14 protein-coding genes and 1 pseudogene are annotated in these 18,580 nt (G+C 72.5%); 10 read left to right on the forward strand and 5 right to left on the reverse strand.

What is annotated here, in order from left to right:
* Positions 1-225: 225 nt before the first annotated feature.
* The 3 genes from GSY65_RS08300 to GSY65_RS08310 form a co-directional block, all read right to left on the reverse strand.
* Complete coding sequence (locus tag GSY65_RS08300; protein ID WP_159775711.1) at positions 226-2,904, reverse strand: PAS domain S-box protein; 2,679 nt, start codon at positions 2,902-2,904, stop codon at positions 226-228.
* Between the two features lie 338 nt (positions 2,905-3,242).
* The gene (locus GSY65_RS08305; protein ID WP_159766705.1) at positions 3,243-3,422 is read right to left on the reverse strand and encodes a hypothetical protein; all 180 of its coding nucleotides are present in this window, start codon (positions 3,420-3,422) and stop codon (positions 3,243-3,245) included.
* A gap of 86 nt (positions 3,423-3,508) precedes the next feature.
* Complete coding sequence (locus GSY65_RS08310) at positions 3,509-4,897, reverse strand: ABC transporter substrate-binding protein (RefSeq protein WP_159766706.1); 1,389 nt, start codon at positions 4,895-4,897, stop codon at positions 3,509-3,511.
* Positions 4,898-5,104: 207 nt separating this feature from the next.
* On the opposite strand from GSY65_RS08310, the gene GSY65_RS08315 reads away from it, so the two are divergent.
* The 3 genes and pseudogenes from GSY65_RS08315 (at position 5,105) to GSY65_RS08325 (ending at position 7,646) form a co-directional block, all read left to right on the forward strand.
* Positions 5,105-5,482 (forward strand): response regulator, encoded by a 378-nt coding sequence (locus tag GSY65_RS08315; RefSeq protein WP_159766707.1) that lies wholly within the window; start codon positions 5,105-5,107, stop codon positions 5,480-5,482.
* 211 nt (positions 5,483-5,693) lie between these two features.
* Positions 5,694-6,659: a hypothetical protein gene (locus GSY65_RS08320; protein WP_159766708.1), complete on the forward strand. Its 966-nt coding sequence runs from the start codon at positions 5,694-5,696 to the stop codon at positions 6,657-6,659.
* A gap of 78 nt (positions 6,660-6,737) precedes the next feature.
* Positions 6,738-7,646, forward strand: a pseudogene (locus GSY65_RS08325) (carbohydrate kinase family protein).
* 92 nt (positions 7,647-7,738) lie between these two features.
* On the opposite strand, the gene uvrA reads toward GSY65_RS08325, so the two are convergent.
* On the reverse strand, positions 7,739-10,777 hold the full coding sequence (uvrA, locus tag GSY65_RS08330; RefSeq protein WP_159766709.1) for an excinuclease ABC subunit UvrA: 3,039 nt from the start codon (positions 10,775-10,777) through the stop codon (positions 7,739-7,741).
* Positions 10,778-11,000: 223 nt separating this feature from the next.
* Here uvrA and GSY65_RS08335 point away from each other — a divergent pair, with 223 nt between their 5' ends.
* From GSY65_RS08335 to GSY65_RS08355, 5 genes are all read left to right on the forward strand, one after another.
* A complete protein-coding gene (locus tag GSY65_RS08335; protein ID WP_159766710.1) occupies positions 11,001-11,717 on the forward strand; it encodes a maleylpyruvate isomerase family mycothiol-dependent enzyme in 717 nt (238 codons plus the stop codon).
* Between the two features lie 55 nt (positions 11,718-11,772).
* Positions 11,773-12,429 (forward strand): MBL fold metallo-hydrolase, encoded by a 657-nt coding sequence (locus GSY65_RS08340; RefSeq protein WP_159766711.1) that lies wholly within the window; start codon positions 11,773-11,775, stop codon positions 12,427-12,429.
* A gap of 456 nt (positions 12,430-12,885) precedes the next feature.
* On the forward strand, positions 12,886-13,785 hold the full coding sequence (locus tag GSY65_RS08345; protein WP_159766712.1) for an ABC transporter substrate-binding protein: 900 nt from the start codon (positions 12,886-12,888) through the stop codon (positions 13,783-13,785).
* Complete coding sequence (locus GSY65_RS08350; protein ID WP_159766713.1) at positions 13,782-14,699, forward strand: amino acid ABC transporter permease; 918 nt, start codon at positions 13,782-13,784, stop codon at positions 14,697-14,699. The genes GSY65_RS08345 and GSY65_RS08350 overlap by 4 nt, the downstream gene beginning before the upstream one ends.
* A complete protein-coding gene (locus GSY65_RS08355; protein ID WP_159766714.1) occupies positions 14,696-15,484 on the forward strand; it encodes an amino acid ABC transporter ATP-binding protein in 789 nt (262 codons plus the stop codon). The genes GSY65_RS08350 and GSY65_RS08355 overlap by 4 nt, the downstream gene beginning before the upstream one ends.
* A gap of 36 nt (positions 15,485-15,520) precedes the next feature.
* Here the strand turns inward: GSY65_RS08355 and aroQ are convergent, their stop codons facing one another.
* Positions 15,521-15,994, reverse strand: a complete 474-nt coding sequence (gene aroQ / locus GSY65_RS08360) for a type II 3-dehydroquinate dehydratase (protein ID WP_159766715.1) — start codon at positions 15,992-15,994, stop codon at positions 15,521-15,523.
* 99 nt (positions 15,995-16,093) lie between these two features.
* On the opposite strand from aroQ, the gene GSY65_RS08365 reads away from it, so the two are divergent.
* Together GSY65_RS08365 and GSY65_RS08370 are read left to right on the forward strand one after the other, a co-directional pair.
* A complete protein-coding gene (locus GSY65_RS08365) occupies positions 16,094-17,140 on the forward strand; it encodes a S66 family peptidase (RefSeq protein ID WP_159766716.1) in 1,047 nt (348 codons plus the stop codon).
* A 121-nt stretch (positions 17,141-17,261) separates the two neighbouring features.
* A complete protein-coding gene (locus GSY65_RS08370) occupies positions 17,262-18,539 on the forward strand; it encodes an MFS transporter (protein ID WP_159766717.1) in 1,278 nt (425 codons plus the stop codon).
* Positions 18,540-18,580: the final 41 nt, after the last annotated feature.

An 18,580-nucleotide genomic window follows, 5' to 3' on the forward strand; every position in this document is an offset into this window, starting at 1 on the left:
GGAAGCCTAGTTGGGGGAGAGCCGGGGCGACACCGTGAGGGCGGCACGTCATGCTCGAAAGAGTGCAGTCGCGGGTGGCCGGTTGTCTCGGCGGAGAAGGATCGGCCGTTCTCCCGCGTACTGGGCCGGACGGCCGTCTTCACCGTCCGGCACGGCCGCCCGAACGTACGCTCGACGAGTCTCGTACTCCCCCCTGAAGGGGCTCGCCGCGTACGCTTCGGGCGGTCATGAACGGGGTGCGGTCTCCCCGGCCTCCGGGGGCGGTGCCAGCGGCAGGCGGACGTCCAGTGTCGTCCCGCTGCCCGGCGGGCTGGTCACGGTCAGCCGCCCGCCGATCGCCTCCACCCGGTCGATGAGACCGATCAGTCCCGAACCCCCGCCCGGTTCCGCTCCCCCGGCCCCGTCGTCGCGGATGACCACCTCCAGCAAGCCGCCGGTGTCCTCGGCCGTGACGGTCACCACGTTCGCGCGCGCGTGCTTGACGGCGTTGGTCAGGCACTCCGACGTCACGTAGTACGCGGCCACCTCGACCGCCTCCGGGAAGCGGGGCGTGGAGAGCCGCAGGTCGAGTTCGACGGGGATCGCCGAGCGGCGGGCCAGGGAGCGCAGGGCGGGGCCCAGGCCGCCCTGGGAGAGGATGGCCGGGTGGATGCCGCGGGCCACCTGGATCAGGTCCTGGAACGTGTCGTCGAGGCCCTTGCCCAGGTGGGCGAGTTGCCTGCCGAGCTCCGAGCCGTGCTCGTCGACGAGGGTCTGCGCCATCCGCAGCTCCAGCTGGAGGGAGATCAGCCGCTGCTGCACACCGTCGTGCAGGTCGCGTTCGATACGGCGCCGGGAGGCGTCGCCCGCGGCCACGACACGCGCGCGTGAGGCGGTCAGCTGGGCGCGGCTGTCGGCGTTGGCGATCGCGGTGGCGATGAGTTCGGTGAAGTCGGCGAGCCGGGACTCCGTGCCGTCGGGCAGCGCGTCGAGCAGCGAGGCCGCGACGACGACGCCCCACAGCCGGCCCTCGACGACGATGGGGGCGCCCGCGGCGGTGCCCGAGCGGGCGGCGCCGCGCGTGCGGGCCACCTCCCGCATCACGGTGCGCGCCGGCTCACGCCGGGTCAGGCACGGCGCCGCGCCGCTGTCGTCGGCCGGTTCGCGCGCGATGCCGAGGACCGTGAAGTCCCCGTCGCTCTCGTGGCGCAGCACGGCCGCGGCCGTGCACAGCAGGGCGCCCACCTCCTCCGCCACTTTCGCGAACACGTCGGACGGCGGGACCCCGCGGGCCACCTCGGTGGCGACGCGGCGCAGCGCGGCCTGTTCCCGGGCGGCGCGGCGGCTCTCGGTGACGTCGCGGGCGGCGGCGTAGATGAGGCCCTCCTCGGGGACGGGCCGGGCGCTCCACTGGAGCCAGCACTCGGTGCCGTCCGCGCGGACGTAGCGGTTCTCGAACTCGGCGACGTCGACGCCGCTCGCCAGCAGCGCGATCGTCTCGCGGGTGCTGTCGCGGTCCTCCTCGTGGACGAACTCGACGAACGGTCTGGCGGTCAGGGTCTCGGCCGGGTGTCCGAGGGTGCGTTCGAAGGCCGGGTTGACGCGTTTGAAGTAGCCGTCGAGTCCGCAGATGCAGAGCAGGTCCAGGGAGAGGTTGAAGATGCCCTCCAGTTCCTGTTCGGCGCGTCGGCGGCGGCCGTGGGCGGCGGCGAACGACGCCATGGTGTCGTTCATGCCGCCCAGCAGCTGGGCCCAGGTGCCGTCGAAGGCGTCGACGTCGGCCCGGTGTCCGAGGCGGCCGGCGTCGATCGCCGTGTTCATGGCCCGGATCTGCCCGGCCAGCCGTTCCGTGGTCACCCGCAGTTCCCGGAACGTGTCGGCCACGTCGCCGAGTTCGTCGTGTCCGGCGTAGTGGATGTCGTGCGACAGGTCGCCCCGCGACAGCGCCCGCGCGCCCGCGGCGACCTGTCCGAGGGGGCGGGTGATCGAGCGGCGCAGGGCCAGCGCGAGGGCGGTGACGGCGCACAGGACGGCCAGGAAGAGGGCCAGGTCGCTGTAGGCGCGGGTGCGGGTGGCGCGCAGTTCGTCGTCGGCGGTGTCGGCGAGGTCGCGCACGGTCCGGTCCTGGACCTTCCTCAGGTCGTCGACGTACTGCCCGGAGTCGGTGAGCCAGGCGTCGTACGTGGGCCAGTCGGCGGGCCGGGTGGCGGAGTCGTCGAGCATGTCGCGGACCTTGCGGACGGCGCGGCCGGGGGCCTGGAACATGGTGCGGTGCAGTTGGGTCCGGCGTTCCGCGGAGGTGTTCTGCTCGAAGGCGCGGAGCTGGGCCTTCTCCAGTTCGGTCCAGCGGCCGGCCGCGGTGGGACGCCGGCCGGCGGGGACGCCGAACAGGATGGCGAGCTCGGCCCGTTCCCGTTCGGCGGCGGCGATGGCCTTCCGCAGGGCCACGTGGGCGTCGGCGGCACGGCCCGCGGCCCGTGTGGGGCGGCCGGACTCCAGTGCGGCGACGGTGTCGAGCAGGATGTCCTCGATGGCGTCGTACCGCTGGGCGACGGTCGGCGCGTCCAGGGAGGCCGTGCCCGTCTCCACGCGCAGCGCGTGCAGTTGCCGGTGGACGGATTCGAGGTCGCCGGCGACGTCGGGCACCGGCCGGCCGGTGGCCCGCCGGACGGCCCGGCGCAGCGCGGCGTCGGTGGCCCGCTGGGCGTCGGCGCGCTCGCGGGCGGTGCCCGGTTCAACGCGCAGCCGGGCCTTCACGGCGGCCAGCCGCTCCCGTGCGACGGCGTCGGAGACCTCGCCGGTCGCGAACGACACCCCGATCGCGGTGTCGAAGTCGCGCAGCGTCCGCGCCTTCTCCCCGTGCGACACGGCGGCGAACACCGTGAACGCCAGCAGTACGGTCACCGGCAGCAGCACGAGCAGCATCAGCTTGGCGCCGACCCGCAGCCGGGCGAGGAACGGCACCCCGGGCACCCCGCGGCCCCGCCCCCGGCCCGGCCGGGCGTGCGGGGACACCACGGGGCCCTCGCGCCCGGAGCGCTCCGGCGCCGGACGGGAGGCGGGAGCGGAGGGATCGGCGGGGCGCGCGGGCCGACGCGGGCTCGGCACCCGCGCCTCGGGGCGCTGTTCCGGGGCGCGGCCCGCCGGGGAACGGTCCGCGGGGATCGTGGGGTGGGCGTCGGGTGCGCGGTCCGTGGACGGCGAGTCCGGGCCGGGGGTGTCCGGGGGCCGGTTCGGGGAGGGGGTACGGCGCATGGTGGGGCTCACGGGTGCTGGGGGGTGGGGGCGCTGTCCCGGTGGGCCGGCGCGGATTCGTGGGTCACGTGCATGTGGTCCGCCTTTGCCGGCTCGGCGGCGTCGTCCGTGCTCGGGCCGTCCGCGACCCGACGCACCCCCGTCGGCCGCTCGGCGGGGAGGCGTTCGACCAGGTCGCCGCCCGCCACCGCGCGGTCCCCGTGAGGGGGAACGCGGTGGCCTCAGCATCCCGCTGATCGGGGCGCCGGTCCAGGCGCCCTCGGCGCCCCCGCCGTCACGGCTCGCTCTGCGGGTAACCGTCGTGCGCGGCCAGGTCCTTGTTGATGTCCTCGACCGCCGCGTCCAGCGTCCTGTCGACCGGGGCGCCCGCGAAGACGCTGTCGGCGACCGCACGGGAGAACGCCTTGGTGATCGCCGGGTACGCGGGGGTCTGCGGCCGGGGCCGGGCGACACCGCCGCGCAGCTGCTCGATGAACAGCCGCTCCGGGCCGTTCTCGTCGAACTTCGCGGAGCGGCCGACCGCCCGTTCCGTCCCGGGGATCGCCCCGTTGGCCTCGCTCATCCGCACCACCTGCTCCGGTCGCAGCAGGTACTCCAGGAACCGCCACACCGCGTCGCCGTCCGCGCCGCCGGAGGGGATGCCCCACTGCCAGGAGCCCATCCCGGTGGCGGTGCCGGCGCCGAAGTCGGGCAGCGGCACGATCGCCACGTCCCCGGGGTGCGCCGCGCTGAACTCGCCGTACTTCCAGTGCCCCATCCAGGAGATGGGGGTGCGTCCCTTCACGAACGCGTTCTTGTCCCGGTCCCGGTCGACGTAGCCCTCCTTGACCCAGCTCTGCAGGGTGGTGAGCGCCTTCACCGCCTCCGGGCCGTTGAGGAAGCCGTCCGCCGTACGGAAGCCCCTGGGGTCGATGAGGTCGCCACCGGCCGACCACACGGCCGGTGCGAACGCGTAGGTGTTCCACTCGTCGGGGACCGCCGAGTCGACGAAGTTGAGGTCGAGGGGCGCCTGGTACCCCTCGGCCCGCAACCTGCGCAGGATCCGGGTCAGCTCGTCGGCGGTCCAAGCGTCCCCGGTGCCCTTCGGGATCCGGATCCCGGCCTCGCGGAGCACCGAGGGCCGCACGTACAGGCCGAGCCCGGAGTCGAAGGTTCCGACCCCCCACAACCGGCCGTCGTAGGTGCCCTGTTGACGGAGCGAGGGCAGCAGGTCCTCGCGGACCCCGGCGGGCACACAGGAGTCGATCGGCTTCAGCTTGCCGGACCAGGCGTAGCTGTAGAGGTTGGGGCCGTCGAAGTCGAGGAGGTCCGGGAGGTCTCCGCTGGCCGCCGCGGACAGGACGAGCTCGGTGTACGGGCGCTGCTCGGGCAGGGTCACCAGCTCGACCCGCACCTGCCGTTGGGCCTTGTTGAACTCCTTGACCTGGCTGCGCAGGGTGCGCTGTTCACCGCTCTGCCCGGCGTGGAACCACAGGGTGATGTGCGCGGTGCCGTCGATCCTGCCGTCGCAGGTCGTGTCGCCCGCGGGTTTGCCGTCCGCGCCCGTCCGGCGCTCCTCGCCACCGGCGCTGCATCCGGCCAGCAACAGTGCCGCCGCCGAGACTCCCGCCACGAGGGCACGACGGATCTGACGTCTTCCGACGCCGTTGTGCGACGCGTTCATCGCGTATTACTCCCATTCGACCGGGCCGTTCGGCCCCCAGGGCAGCGACATGCTACTCCCCGTGGCTTGTTCGATTCCCTCGGTGAGTGGGAACGGATCGAACCGGCAAGGGACATCAGCACATTCCACGTCACGGGGTACGCGTCGGGGGGACACTTTCCGGCTGACCGGGATGTGGTTCCGTCACCGGCCCGGGAGGCTGTCAGCATGTCCACGCGCTGTCTCATCGTCGACGACAGTGCCCGCTTCCTGGAGGCCGCCCGGCCTCTCCTCGAACGTGAGGGGATCCGGGTGGTCGGAGTGGCCTCGACCGGCGCGGAGGCTCTCGCGCGGACCGCGGAACTGGCGCCGGACGTCGTCCTGCTGGACCTCGACCTCGCCGGGGAGAGCGGACTGGACGTCGCGCCGGCGCTGGCGCGCACGGCACCGTCGGCCGCGATCGTCCTGACGTCCGCACATCCCCTGGAGGACGTCCGGGAACTGGTCGAGGCCGCTCCGGTGCGCGGATTCCTTCACAAGGCGGGGCTCTCGGGACAGGCACTGCGCGACCTGCTGGGGTCCGGTCCGGGGGCCCCGGAGCACTGAGGATCTTGCCGTCGGTGTCCGGCCATGTCCCGTCGCGGGTGTTGTCGGGGCTTTGCCGACACGCTTCAATGCGGGGGAACTCAGGGCGGGGAACGCCGTCGTACGGATGTGAAGTGGACGGTCGCCGAGAGCCCCGCGCGTCCGCGGGGCACCCCGACCGGCCCACGCGTGGTCCGACCAGCCGACGCGCACCTCACAGAAAGGCTCCTCCATGCGGCACGCCACAGAGCACGCCGACGTCGCGGCGATCGCGAACGTCGCCACCGCGGAGCTGGAGTCGGCCCTGCGGGGTGGGCCCTTCCATGTGGCGCTGCGTGCCGCGATCGCCGCGCGCGGACTGCCGTTGCAGCGGGTGCAGCACCATCTGTCGCGGCACGGGGTCAAGGTCGGGGTGACCAGCCTGAGTTACTGGCAGCAGGGCGCCCGGCGCCCGCAGCGCCCCGAGTCGCTGCGGGCGGTGCGGGCCCTGGAGGAGATCCTCCGACTGCCGGACGAGTCGCTGATCCGTCTGCTGGCCCGGTCCGCGGAGCCGTCCGGGCGGGGCCGGTCCACGGGCCGTTCGTACCGCTCCCTGGTGGCGGCCTCGGGTGTGCTGGAGCGGCTCCTCGGCGAGCTGGGGTCGCCACCGGACGGCGGGGTGCACACCGTCGGCCATCACGAGCGGGTACGCGTCGGCGCGCACCGGGAGCTGCTGGGTCGCGAGTCGCAGCACATCGTGCGGGCGCACCGGGACGGTGTGGACCGCTATGTGGCGGTCCACCACGGTGACCCGGGCTGTGCCCCGGAGCGGATGGCGGTGCGCGCCCTGGAGAACTGCCGTCGGGGCCGGGTGCGCTGGGACGACGACACGGGGCTGCTGGTCGCCGAGTTCCTCTTCGACACCCGGCTGCGCAGCGGCGACACCTTCCTGTTCCGTTACGGCGTCGACGACGGGACGGCCGGGGTGAGCACCGAGTACGTCCGCGGTTTCCGGTCGGGGGGCGGGCAGTACGCCCTCCAGGTGCGCTTCGACGAGCGGGCGCTGCCGGTGCGCTGCCACCGGTTCAGCCAGCACTCGCCGGCCGCGCCGCGCGGAGGGCGGCAGGCCCTCCCCCTGAGCGGCCTGCACCGTTGCGTGCACCTGGTGGAGCCCCGGGTGCGCACGGGCCTCCTCGGGATCGGCTGGGACTGGGACTGAGGGGGACGGGGCCGCCCGTCGCGGGGCGGAAACCTCCGGGGTACCTTCCGGCGGAGACTCCCCGGAAAGGACCCCTCAGTGATCGTCGTCGCCGGTGAAGCCCTGATCGACCTGGTCCCAGGGGGTCGGGTCCGCTCGTGGACCTGCGGCCGGCGCGCGGTGGCGGGCCGTACAACACGGCGGTGGCGCTCGGTCGCCTCGGCTCCCCCACGGCGTTCTGCTCCCGCGTGTCGTACGACGTCTACGGCCAGGCCCTGCTGACCGGGTTGCGGGAGGCCGGTGTGGACGTGGCGTCGGTGCAGCGCGGCCCGGAGCCGACGACGCTGGCGCTGGCCTCGATCGGCGAGGACGGCTCCGCCCGGTACTCCTTCTACGTGGAGGGCAGCGCCGACCGTCTGTTCGAGGCCCCCGAGCGGCTCCCCGCGGGCACCCGTGCCGTCTCCTTCGGCACCTGCTCGCTGGTCCTGGAGCCGGGGGCGAGCGCGTACGAGGAACTGCTGCACGGGGCGGCCGCGCGCGGCGTCTTCACCGCCCTCGACCCCAACATCCGGCCGGGTCGTCCCCGACGCGGCCGCCCATCGCGCCCGCTTCAGGAGCTGGCTGCCCTCGGTGTCGCTGCTGAAGCTGTCCGAGGAGGACGCCGAGTGGCTGGGCGGCACCCCTGACCAGTGGTTGTCCTCCGGGCCCTCGGCGGTCGTGGTGACGCGCGGCGGGGAGGGGCTGACCGCCTACACCCGCGACGGGGCGGAGTACCGCGTGCCGGGCGAGAAGGTCGACGTCGTCGACACGATCGGCGCCGGTGACACGGTGAACGCGGCGCTCCTGCACGGCCTGTCCGCACGGGACGCCCTGTCCGCGGCCTCGCTCGCGGCCCTGACCGCCGAGGACTGGGGCGGGCTGCTCCGCTTCGCCGCCCGCGCGGCCGCGGTCACCTGCTCCCGGGCGGGCGCGGAACCGCCGTACGCGTCCGAGGTGGCCGGGGACTGACACGTCCCCGCAGGCCGGAAGAACGGCGTGCCCCGCGGGGAGGTTCCCGCGGGGCACGCCGTTCTTCCGGGGCGGGCGGTCGCCCTCCGCTGTCAGGACTTGCGGGTCCGCGTGGTCTTCTTCGCGGGAGCCGCCTTCTTCGTGGCCGAGGCCGTCTTCCTGGCCGCTGTGCCGCCGGCGGTCTTGGTCGTGCGGGTGGTGGCGGACTTCTTGGCCGTCGCCCCGGCGGCGACCGCCTTCTTGGCTGCGGTCCCGCGCGGCGCCTTCACCGGTGAGGCGTCGCTGATCCGGTCGGCGCCGAGGATCTCCCGCAGGAACTTGCCGGTGTGGCTGGCCGGGACCCCGGCGATCTGCTCGGGCGTGCCCTCGGCGACGACGAGACCACCGCCCGCGCCGCCCTCGGGACCCATGTCGACGATCCAGTCGGCGGTCTTGATGACGTCGAGGTTGTGCTCGATGACGATGACCGTGTTGCCCTTGTCGACGAGGCCGGAGAGCACCTTGAGGAGCTTGCTGATGTCCTCGAAGTGGAGACCGGTGGTCGGCTCGTCCAGGACGTAGACCGTGCGGCCGGTGGAGCGCTTCTGCAGCTCGCTGGCGAGCTTCACGCGCTGCGCCTCACCGCCGGACAGGGTGGTCGCCGCCTGGCCGAGGCGGACGTAGCCGAGGCCTACGTCCTTCAGGGTGTTGAGGTGGCGGGCGATCGCGGGGACGGCCTCGAAGAAGTCCGTCGCCTCCTCGATCGGCATGTTCAGGACCTCGGCGATGGACTTGCCCTTGTAGTGGACCTCCAGGGTCTCCCGGTTGTACCGGGCGCCGTGGCAGACCTCGCACGGGACGTAGACGTCCGGGAGGAAGTTCATCTCGATCTTGATGGTGCCGTCGCCCGCGCAGTTCTCGCAGCGGCCGCCCTTGACGTTGAAGGAGAAGCGGCCGGGCAGGTAGCCGCGGACCTTCGCCTCGGTGGTCTCGGCGAACAGCTTGCGGATGTGGTCGAAGACGCCGGTGTAGGTCGCCGGGTTGGACCGGGGGGTGCGCCCGATGGGCGACTGGTCGACGTGGACGACCTTGTCGACGAGGTCGTCGCCGTCCACGCGCGTGTGCCGTCCCGGTACGTTCCTCGCGCCGTTCAGCTCGCGGGCGAGGTGGGTGTACAGGATGTCGTTGACCAGCGTGGACTTGCCGGAACCCGAGACGCCCGTGACGGCCGTGAAGACGCCGAGCGGGAAGGACACGTCGATGTCCTGGAGGTTGTTCTCCCGGGCGCCGTGCACGGTGAGCCGGCGGGTCGGGTCGTGCGGGCGGCGGACGTCGGGCAGCGGGATGGCCTTCCTGCCCGAGAGGTACTGCCCGGTCTGCGACTCGGTGTTCGCCAGCAGCTCCTTCAGGGAGCCGCTGTGCACGACCTTGCCGCCGTGCTCACCGGCGCCGGGGCCGATGTCGACGACCCAGTCGGCGGTCTTGATGGTGTCCTCGTCGTGCTCGACGACGATGAGCGTGTTGCCCATGTCGCGGAGCCGGACCAGGGTCTCGATGAGCCGGTGGTTGTCGCGCTGGTGCAGACCGATGGAGGGCTCGTCGAGGACGTAGAGCACGCCGACGAGTCCCGAGCCGATCTGGGTGGCGAGGCGGATGCGCTGGGCCTCACCGCCGGAGAGGGTGCCGGCCGCGCGGTTCAGCGAGAGGTAGTCCAGGCCGACGTCGACCAGGAAGCGCAGCCGTTCGTTGACCTCCTTCAGCACCCGCTCGGCGATCTTCTTGTCGCGGGCGGTGAGCTTCAGCTCGCCCAGGAAGTCCGCGCAGTCGCTGATGGACATCGCCGAGACCTCGGCGATCGACTTCTCCATGATCGTGACCGCGAGGACGATCGGCTTCAGCCGGGTGCCCTCACAGGTGGGGCAGGGCACCTCGCGCATGTAGCCCTCGAAGCGCTCCCGGCTGGCGTCGCTCTCGGCCTCGCCGTGCCGCCGCTTCACGAAGGGGACGGCGCCCTCGAAGGCCGTGGTGTACACCCGCTCGCGGCCGTAGCGGTTGCGGTAGCGGACCTCGATCTGCGTCTTGTGGCCGTACAGCAGGGCCTTCCTCGCGCGCTGCGGCAGGCCGGCGAAGGGGATGTCGGTCCGGAAGCCCAGCGCGTCGGCGAGGGCGCCGATGAGGCGGCCGAAGTAGTCCTTGGTGTGGCCGTGCGACCAGGGGTGGATGGCGCCCTCGTCGAGCGACTTGTCCTCGTCCGGGACGATCAGCTCCGGGTCGACCTCCATGCGCGTGCCGATGCCGGTGCAGTCGGGGCAGGCGCCGAAGGGCGAGTTGAAGGAGAAGGAACGGGGCTCCAGCTCCTCGAAGGACAGGTCGTCGTACGGGCAGTACAGGTGCTCCGAGAACATGCGCTCGCGCTCGGGGTCGTCCTCGGGGAGGTCGACGAAGTCGAGCACGACCATGCCGCCGGACAGGCCGAGGGCGGTCTCCACGGAGTCGGTGAGGCGGCGCTTGGCGGAGTCCTTCACCGTGAGGCGGTCGACGACCACCTCGATGGTGTGCTTCTCCTGCTTCTTCAGGGTGGGCGGGCTGGAGAGCTGGACGGTCTCGCCGTCCACCCGCGCGCGGCTGTAGCCCTTGGTCTGGAGGTCCGCGAACAGGTCGACGAACTCGCCCTTGCGCTCCCTCACCAGCGGGGACAGCACCTGGAAGCGGCTGCCCTCGGGCAGCTCCAGCACGCGGTCCACGATGGCCTGCGGCGACTGGCGGGAGATGGGGCGGCGGCACTGGGGGCAGTGCGGTTTGCCGATGCGCGCGAAGAGCAGCCGGAGGTAGTCGTAGACCTCGGTGATCGTGCCGACCGTCGAGCGCGGGTTGCGCGAGGTCGACTTCTGGTCGATGGAGACCGCCGGGGACAGACCCTCGATGAAGTCGACGTCCGGCTTGTCCATCTGCCCGAGGAACTGCCGGGCGTAGGAGGACAGCGACTCGACGTACCGGCGCTGGCCCTCCGCGAAGATCGTGTCGAAGGCCAGCGAGGACTTGCCCGACCCCGACAGGCCCGTGAAGACGATGAGCGAGTCGCGTGGGAGGTCGAGCGAGACGTTCTTCAGATTGTGCTCGCGCGCGCCACGGACGATGAGACGGTCGGCCACGCCGGTCCGCACCTTTCTTGAGTGAAGTGACAGGAGCGGAGCCCCCGTCCTTCTCAGACTAGGGGGAGCCACTGACAGCGCCGGTCCTGTTTCCCCGTTCCACAACAATCCCGGGCCTTCCAGCATGCCCGACGCAGGACTCGACCATATAGCACGTGCATTCGATTTTGGTCCGAGGTCCACCGGCTTCACCCGAAGGTGTGGCGGAGCTAGGGTCGGCGCCATGACGATTCACGTGCGTGACCTGGACTCTGTACGGGAGGCGACCGAGCGGCTCCTCACCGCAGTCGCCACGATGGACAACGCGGCTGTGACCCAGCCGTCACGGCTGCCCGGCTGGACCCGCGGCCATGTCCTCGCCCACCTCGCCCGCAACGCGGACGCGATCGTGAACGTCCTGGAGGGGCGTCCCATGTACGTGTCCGCCGAGGCCCGGGACGCCGACATCGAGCGGGACGCGCCCCGGCCACTGGAGGCCCAGCTCACGGACCTGCGGGAGAGCGCGCACCGCTTCCAGGAGGCCGCAGCCGCCCCGGCGGACTGGTCGCGCACGGTCGAGCTGCGCAACGGCGTCACCGACTCGGCGTCGCGGGTGCCGTTCCGGCGCTGGATCGAGGTGGAGCTGCACCACGTGGACCTCGACATCGGGTACGAGCTGGAGGACCTGCCGGAGGAGTTCACCCAGCGCGAGATCACCTTCCTGACCGAGCGGTTCCGCGACCACCCCGCCGTCCCCGCGGTGACGGTCGAGCAGGACGACGGGCGGCTCCTGTTCACCGGAGCCGTCAAGGGCCTCACGCCGGAGCAGCTGGAGAGCGGCGGCCACACGCTCGTGGTCACCGGCCGCCAGGCCGACCTCCTCGGCTGGCTCGCCGGGCGGCGCGACGGCAGCGCGCTGCGCGTCGGGGGCGGCACCCTGCCGTCCCTGCCCGCGCTGTAGCGGGCGCGGGGTGCTCGCGCCCTCGGGCCCTCGCGCGGGCCCTAGACTGACGGCCATGACGTACAGCGGAGCGGTGAAGGTCGGCGGCCCTGCGGATGTGCACGAGCTGCCGGACCTGATGATCTCCAAGGTCGCCGTGGGCCCGATGGACAACAACGCCTATCTGTTGCGCTGCCGGGCCACGGACGAGCAGTTGCTGATCGACGCCGCGAACGACGCGGGCACCCTCCTCACGCTGATCGGTGACGACGGCATCGCGTCCGTCGTCACCACGCATCAGCACGGCGACCACTGGCAGGCCCTGGCCGAGGTGGTGGCGGCCACGGGCGCCCGTACGTACGCGGGACGGGACGACGCCGAGGGCATCCCGGTGCCGACCGACGTGCTCGTCGACGACGGCGACACCATCCGGGTCGGGCGCGTGGAGCTGACCGCGCGCCACCTGGTGGGCCACACGCCGGGTTCGATCGCCCTCGTCTACGACGACCCGCACGGACATCCCCATGTGTTCACCGGGGACTGCCTCTTCCCGGGCGGCGTGGGCAACACCCGCAAGGACCCCGAGGCGTTCGCCAGCCTCCTCCACGACGTGGAGACGAAGATCTTCGGCACCCTGCCCGACGAGACCTGGGTCTACCCCGGCCACGGCAACGACACGACGCTCGGCGCGGAGCGCCCGCATCTGCCGGAGTGGCGCGCGCGGGGCTGGTGAACACCCCCGCGCCGCAGGGAGGTTGCCGAGGCGTGGAGCCGCCCCGTGGAGCGGGAGCGCGGGAGCGCGGGAGCACGCGAGCGCTGAGCCCACCCACACGCACCCCGTGTGAAGACAACGCACACGCCGGTGTGACGCGCGCGCTCCCGGCGCACGCCCAGGCGTAGTCCACTGGAGGACAGGTCCGCACGGGATGACGGCTCCCACGCGGACGGGCCGCCGGCCTTCCCAACCCCGCCCTCGGCCGGCGGCCCCGCCCGCGCACCGCGCACCGTCCGCACCCACCCCGCGCAGCGTTCTCCGCCGTGCGCACGCGAGCGTCGCCCAGGCCCGTGCGCAGGCGCTCGGCGCAGCCTGTTCGCACGGGTTCACGGAATGGCAACACACGTTCCCACTATGCGGACAATTGCCGACGTGACCTCGACAAACGAGACGTGACGCTGTCAGTCTCCCGCCATGCGTCCTGCCCTCCGAGCCCCGCGCCCTTCCCGTCGTGCCGTCTCCGCCGCCACCGTCGCCCTGTTCGCCGCGGTCGCGGTCGGGTGCGCCCCGCAGCCGGAGGAGGACACCTCCGGCAAAGCCTCCGCCCCGGCGACCGGGGCGTCCTGCGCCAAGGGCGAGTTGCGCACCGAGACGTCCGGGAAGCTGACCGTCGCCACCGACTCCCCCGCCTACGAGCCCTGGTTCAAGGACGACGACCCGAAGAACGGCGAGGGCTTCGAGTCGGCCGTCGCGTACGCCGTGGCGAAGCAGCTCGGCTACGACGAGGCGGACGTCGTCTGGCAGTCCGTGCCCTTCAACAAGGCGTTCGCGCCGGGTGAGAAGACCTTCGACTTCGACATCAACCAGGTGTCCGTCAGCGACGAGCGCAAGAAGGCCGTGGACTTCTCGTCCGGGTACTACGACGTGCGCCAGGCCGTCATCGCGCTGAAGGGTTCCCAGGCCGCGAAGGCGAAGAGCATCGCCGACCTCAAGGGCCTCCACCTGGGCGCCCAGGTCGGCACGACCAGCCTCGACTACATCGACGACGTGGTGAAGCCCGCCCAGGACCCCGCCGCCTACGCCAAGAACGACCAGGCCAAGTCCGCGCTGAAGAACGGCCAGATCGACGCGATCGTCGTCGACCTGCCGACCGCGTTCTACATCACCGCGGCCGAGGTGACGGACGCGACGATCGTCGGCCAGTTCGAGAACAAGGGCGGCACGCCGGAGCAGTTCGGCCTGGTCCTCGACAAGGGCAGCGCCCTGACGCCGTGCGTGACGGCGGCCGTGGACGCGCTGCGCGAGGACGGCACCCTGGCGAGGATCGAGCAGAAGTGGCTCTCCGACGCCGTCGACGCCCCGGTGCTCACGTGACCGTCGTGAAGGAGGAGCCGGGCCGGGACGGCGCGGACGAGGACGGCGGCATGCCCGACGGGGACGACGGCTACGTCCCCTCCGCGCGGCGGCTCGAACGGGAGCGCTACAAGCGCGCCCGGTCCCGTCGCGCCACCGGCATCGCCGCCCTGTCGACCCTCGTCACGGCCGTCGTCCTCTACGTGGTCGTGGTCAACGCGCCCGGCTGGCCGCGCACCAAGGAGACGTTCTTCAGCGCCGCGTACGCGCGCGAGGCACTGCCCGAGGTGCTCGAAGGGCTCTGGCTCAACGTGCGGCTGCTGCTGGTGTGCGGTGCCGCCGTGCTCGTCCTCGGCATGCTCGTCGCCGTCGCGCGGACCCTGCGCGGCCCGGTGTTCTTCCCGGTGCGGGCGCTGGCCGCCGCGTACACCGACTTCTTCCGCGGTCTCCCGCTGATCATCAACCTGATGATCGTGGTCCTGGGAGTCCCTGCGCTCCGCCTCCAGGGCGTGACCGTCGACCCGGTCCTGCTCGGCGGCACCGCGCTGACGCTGACCTACTCGGCGTACGTCGCCGAGGTGTTCCGCGCCGGCATCGAGTCCGTGCACCCCTCGCAGCGCGCGGCGGCCCGCTCGCTGGGCCTCACCAACCGGCAGGCGCTGCGGCACGTCGTCCTGCCCCAGGCGGTGCGCCGTCAGGTGCCGCCGCTCCTCAACGACCTGGTGTCGCTGCAGAAGGACACCGGTCTGGTCTCGATCGGCGGCGCGGTCGACGCGGTGCGCGCCGCCGACATCATCGTGGGCCGCAGCCTCAACTACACGCCGTACGTCGTCGCGGGACTGGTCTTCGTCGCCCTCACCATCCCGATGACCCGCCTCACCGACTGGGTCACGGCCCGGATGGACCGGCGGCGGGCCCAGGGAGGCACGATATGAGCGACGCTCCCAAGGCGGCCGAGGCGTCCGAGGTGTCCGGCGCCCCCGTGCTGCGGATGGAGTCCGTGCGCAAGGCCTTCGGCGCCTCGCCCGTCCTGCGGGACGTCGACCTGGAGGTCGCCCCGCACACCGTCACCGCGCTGATCGGCGCCTCCGGGTCCGGCAAGTCGACGCTGCTGCGCTGCGCCAACCTGCTGGAGGAGATCGACGACGGGGCGATCTGGCTGGACGGCGAGGAGATCACCGACCCGCGGGTCGACCAGGACGCCGTACGGCGCCGTATCGGCGTGGTCTTCCAGTCGTACAACCTGTTCCCGCACATGACCGTCCTGGAGAACATCACCCTCGCCCCGCGCCGGGTGCACGGCGTGGGCCGGGCGGAGGCGGAGGAACGGGCCCGTGAGCTGCTCGACCGGCTGGGGCTCGGCACGAGGGCCGGGGAGTACCCGGACCGGCTGAGCGGCGGACAGCAGCAACGCGTGGCGATCGCTCGCGCGTTGGCCGTGCGGCCCCGGCTGCTGCTCCTCGACGAGATCACCGCCGCCCTCGACCCGGAGCTGGTGGGCGAGGTGCTCACCGTGGTCCGGGACCTGAAGGACGAGGGCATGACCATGGTCCTCGCCACGCACGAGATGGGCTTCGCCCGCGATGTCGCCGACCAGGTCTGCTTCCTGGACGGCGGGGTGGTGCTGGAGCGCGGGACCGCCGAGGAGGTCTTCGGCGAGCCGCGGCAGGAGCGCACCCGGCGCTTCCTGCGGCGGATCGTGGAGTCGGGCCGTCTGTGAGGCGGTGGCCGCGCGTCGTCGACGGACGCGCGGCCGTCAGGCGTCGGCCGTGGCCGCGCCCACCAGCGCGGCCACCCGCTGCACGCCGAACACATAACCCTGCACCCCGCACCCGGCGATGACGCCGTCGGCGCGCAGCGAGACGTACGAGTGGTGCCGGAACGTCTCCCTCTGGTGGATGTTGGAGATGTGCACCTCCAGCACGGGCAGGCCGTCACAGGTGTTGAGGGCGTCCAGGATCGCCACGGAGGTGTGCGAGTAGGCGCCGGGGTTGATGACGATCCCGCAGTGGTGCAGCCGTGCCTCGTGGATCCAGTCGACCAGTTCGCCCTCGTGGTTGGACTGCCTGAGGTCGACCGTGCCGCCGTGCGCGGCGGCGGCCTTGGCGCACATGGCCTCCACGTCGGCGAGCGTGTCGGAACCGTAGATCTCGGGCTGCCGCTGGCCCAGCAGGTTCAGGTTGGGCCCGTTGAGGATCATGATCGGGGCGTTGGCGAGGCTGCGGGGCACGGTTCCTCCGGTCCGTTCGGGTGGGCGGCCCGCGGGGCCGCTGCTGGGACCCGGTTTATCACGATGCGACGCGCTGGTGAGAGGCCCTAGCCTCCCGCCATGACCATGCCCGTGTATCCCCCGAAGCCGTCGCCCGGCGACCGCGTGGCCGTCGTCTCACCCGGCGCCGGTCTGCCCGGACTGTTCCCCCGCCCCTTCGAACTCGGCCTGGAGCGGCTGCGGAAGGAGTACGGGCTCGAACCGGTCGAGTACCCGGCGACCCGGAGGATGGGGTCGACGCCCCGGGAGCGGGCCGACGACGTCCACGCGGCCTTCGCGGACCCGGACGTGAAGGCGGTGTTCACCTCCATCGGCGGCGACGACCAGATCACCGTCCTGCCGCTGCTGGACCGGGAGTTGATCCGGGCCAACCCCAAGCCGTTCTTCGGGGTCAGTGACAACACCAACCTGCTGGCCTTCCTGTACGGCACCGGGATCGTCGGCTACCACGGCGGGACCGTGATGACCTCGCTGGGCCGGCCAGGCGCCATGAACCCGGTGACCGCCGAGTCGCTGCGCGCCGCGCTGTTCACCCCGGGGCCGTACGAACTGCGGCCCGCCGAGCGCTTCAACGACATCGAGCGCGACTGGGCGGACCCGGCGACCTTCGACGCGGAGCCGCAGAGCCGGCCCGGCGCCGGATGGACCTGGGTGAACGCCGACCGCGTGGTGGAGGGCCGCGCCTGGGGCGGCTGTCTGGAGATCGTGGGCCGGCTGCTGATGGCCGACCGCGAGGTGCCGCGCGACCTGTCCGTCTTCGACGGGGGCGTGCTCTTCCTGGAGACCTCGGAGGAACTGCCCGGCGGCGAGGAGGTCTTCCGGACGTTGCGGAACATGGGTGAGCGCGGGCTGCTCGGGCGCTTCTCCGCACTGCTGATGGGCCGCCCCAAGAGCTGGTCCTTCGAGAAGCCCAACAGCCCTGGAGAGGCGGAGCGTTACGCCGCCGGCCAGCGGGAGGCGGTGCTGCGCGCGCTGCGGGTGTACGCCCCGGACACCACGATCGTCTTCGACGTGGACCTCGGACACACCGATCCGCAGGTCGTCATGCCCTACGGCGGCACGGTCCGGGTGGACGGTCCCGCCCGGCGCATCACCGTCACCTACTGACGACGGTTGACGCCGCCCGGGACACAACGCCTCGGGCGGGCCTCCGCGCGCCCCGTAACCACGTGTCACGGCGGGTGGTTGGCACTGCATGCACAGTGCACGCGACGGTGACCCGCCCTCCATGCCGCGACTCGCGGCCGCCTCGCTCGCCGGGACGGCCATCGAGTTCTACGACTTCTTCGTCTACGGGACGGCGGCGGCCCTCGTCCTCGGGCCGCTGTTCTTCCCGACGTTCTCGCCGCTGGCGGGCACCCTCGCGGCCTTCGCGACGTTCGGGGTCGGCTTCGTGGCCCGGCCGCTGGGCTCGGTGCTCTTCGGGCACATCGGGGACCGGCACGGGCGGCGCCCGGTCCTCGTCGCGTCCCTGCTGCTGACCGGCGGTGCGACCGTCGCCGTCGGCTGCGTCCCCACCTTCGACTCGATCGGTGTCACCGCCCCCTTCCTGCTGCTCGTCCTGCGCTTCCTGCAGGGCCTCGGGCTGGGCGGGGAGTGGGGCGGGGCGGTGCTGCTGACGGCGGAGCACGCGCCGGCCGACCGGCGCGGACTGTGGTCGAGCTTCCCGCAGATCGGTCCCGCGGTGGGCTTCCTGCTGGCCAACGGGGTGCTGCTGGCGCTGGCGACGGCCCTGACGGACACGCAGTTCGCCTCCTGGGGATGGCGGGTGCCGTTCTGGGCGGCGGCCGTGCCGGCCGTGGCCGGGCTGTGGCTGCGCACGTCGCTCGTGGAGAGCCCGCGGTTCCTGGAACTCGACTACCACGCGCGCGTACCGCTCGCCGAGGTGGTGCGCGACCACTGGCGGCTGGTCCTGCTGACCGCCGGAGCGCTCTCCGTCGGGTACGCGGTGTTCTACACGGTGACGACCTGGTCCCTCGCCTACGGCACCGAGCGGCTCGGGATGAGCCGTACCGTCATGCTGACGTGTGTCATGGGTGCCGTGGTGGTGAAGGGCGCTCTCACCCCGCTGGCGGCCGTGCTCGGCGACCGGTACGGACGGCGCACCCTGTGCCTGGCCGGCTGCGCCGCCACCGTGCTGTGGATGTTCCCGCTGGTAGCGCTGTTGTCGACGGGTGAACCCCTGCTCATGTTCCTCGGCTTCCTGGTGGCGATGCTCGCGTTCGTCACGATGTTCGCCGTCATCGCCGCGTACCTGCCGGAGCTGTACGAGCCACGGGTGCGCTGCACGGGAGCCGCCGTGGGCTACAACCTCGGCGGGGTCCTCGGCGGCGCCCTGACCCCGGTCGTGGCCACCGCCCTGTCCCAGGGCGGCCGGGTGCCCTGGGGTGTCGGCGCCTATCTGACGGGGATCGCCCTGCTGAGCCTCGGTTGCTTCGCCCTGCTGCCGGAGACCCGGCCGGTACCGAGGGCCACCCCGGAGGCGGCGGAAGCCACGGCGGGGTGAGCGGGCCGGGCCCCGCGGGCAGGTCGGGAGCGCCCGCAACG

Source organism: Streptomyces sp. HM190, from assembly GCF_009857135.1.
Lineage (GTDB): Bacteria > Actinomycetota > Actinomycetes > Streptomycetales > Streptomycetaceae > Streptomyces > Streptomyces heilongjiangensis.